Annotated in this window: 2 protein-coding genes; both read right to left on the bottom strand. The window is 66.5% G+C overall.

All coding sequences use genetic code 11. The features are described 5' to 3' along the window. A partial coding sequence (locus RMO18_RS14520) for a Mur ligase domain-containing protein (RefSeq protein ID WP_309666836.1) occupies positions 1 to 545 on the bottom strand: 545 nt, incomplete at its 3' end. Between the two features lie 3 nt (positions 546 to 548). Then, positions 549 to 1558 (bottom strand): UDP-N-acetylglucosamine--N-acetylmuramyl-(pentapeptide) pyrophosphoryl-undecaprenol N-acetylglucosamine transferase (locus RMO18_RS14515; RefSeq protein WP_309666835.1); only part of this gene is annotated, 1010 nt, incomplete at its 5' end.

Here is a 1558-nt window from a genome sequence, read left to right as displayed (position 1 = left end):
ACCGCGATGGTTGCGGGCAAACGATTGAACGAGCCGTCGCTTTCGTCCGCCTCCACCACCATCCACTCGCCCTCGCCCGCTCGCGCGTTCGAGCCGTAGGCGTGGATCACACCGCCGTTGATCACAGTCGGATCAAAACCGCCCTTGTCCAGCAGCGTCGCGACCATCGTGGTGGTGGTTGTCTTGCCATGCGTGCCCGCAATCGCGATATTGGACCGCAGCCGCATCAGTTCGGCCAGCATTTCGGCCCGGCGCACCACCGGCAGCTTGCGGCGGCGGGCTTCTTCCAGTTCCGGATTGCCCTTCTTGATGGCGCTTGAAACAACGACAACCGCCGCTTCACCGATGTTTTCGGCGCGCTGGCCTTCAAACACCGTCGCCCCCAATGTCACCAGCCGGTCCGTGGTCTTCGACGCCTTTGCATCCGACCCCTGCACCCGATACCCAAGAGTCATCAGCACCTCGGCAATCCCCGACATGCCAATGCCGCCGATGCCGACAAAGTGGATCGGGCCAAGTTCCATCGGAAGTTTGGTGGCATTCATCAGTCACTCTTTCCTGGCAAGGGACTCGACAAGCGAGACCAGTCGTTGCGTGGCATCGGGCAGGCCCTGCCCTTTCGCCTTGCGCGACATTGCGGCGGCGGCTTCGGGGTGGCTCAGAACCGATGCGATCTGCGCCGCCAGACTGCCCGCGTCAAGCAGGGATTCCGGTATCAGGATGGCGGCCCCGGCGTCAACCAACCCGCGCGCGTTCGCGGTCTGATGATCCCCGGTTGCGGCGGCATAGGGGATCAGGATCGAGGGCCGGCCGATCACCGAGATATCTGCAACCGACGACGCCCCCGCCCGCGAGATCACCAGTTGCGCCTCTGACAGGCGGCGCGCAATATCGGAAAAGAATGGGGCCACCTCGGCCGCAATCCCCGCCGCGCCGTAAGCCGCCACGACTCGCGCCAGATCTTCCTCACGCGCCTGTTGCGCCACCCGCAATCGCCCCCGCACCGCTTCAGGCAAGGACGCAACCGCAGCCGGAACCACGTCCGACAGAATCCGCGCGCCCTGACTGCCGCCGATCACCAGGATGCTGATCGGGTAGTCGCCGGGCGGGATATAGGGGGCCGCGGCGCGGTCTAGCACGATCTGGCGCACCGGGTTGCCGGTGTGGATGCCAGCGACGCCCTCGGGCAAGACGGTGGGCCAGGTGCCGCAGGCGACGGTGTTGACGCGGCGCGCGAAGATCTGGTTCACGCGGCCCAGGACACCGTTCTGTTCGTGGATCATCCGGGGTTTGCGCAGGATCCAGGCGGCGGACAGGGCGGGGATCGAGGGATAGCCGCCAAAGCCGACGATGACGGCGGGCGGATCGAACAGCACGCGCCAGGTGGCGGCAATCACGCCGCCCGCGATGCGGAAGGGGACAGCGATCTTTTCCAGCGCGCCACCCCGCGCGAAGGTGGCCGAGGACAGCTCCACCACCTCAACCGCCGGGGGAAAGCCGCCCGCATAGCGCGCACCACGCGCATCGGTGCTGAGCTTGACGCGCCAGCCGCGCGACA

It is taken from the genome of Tabrizicola sp. (assembly GCF_031377265.1).
Classification (GTDB): domain Bacteria; phylum Pseudomonadota; class Alphaproteobacteria; order Rhodobacterales; family Rhodobacteraceae; genus JAUYQR01.
Note: the sequence above shows the minus strand (reverse complement) of the source record. Positions and strands in the feature narration are given on the sequence as shown.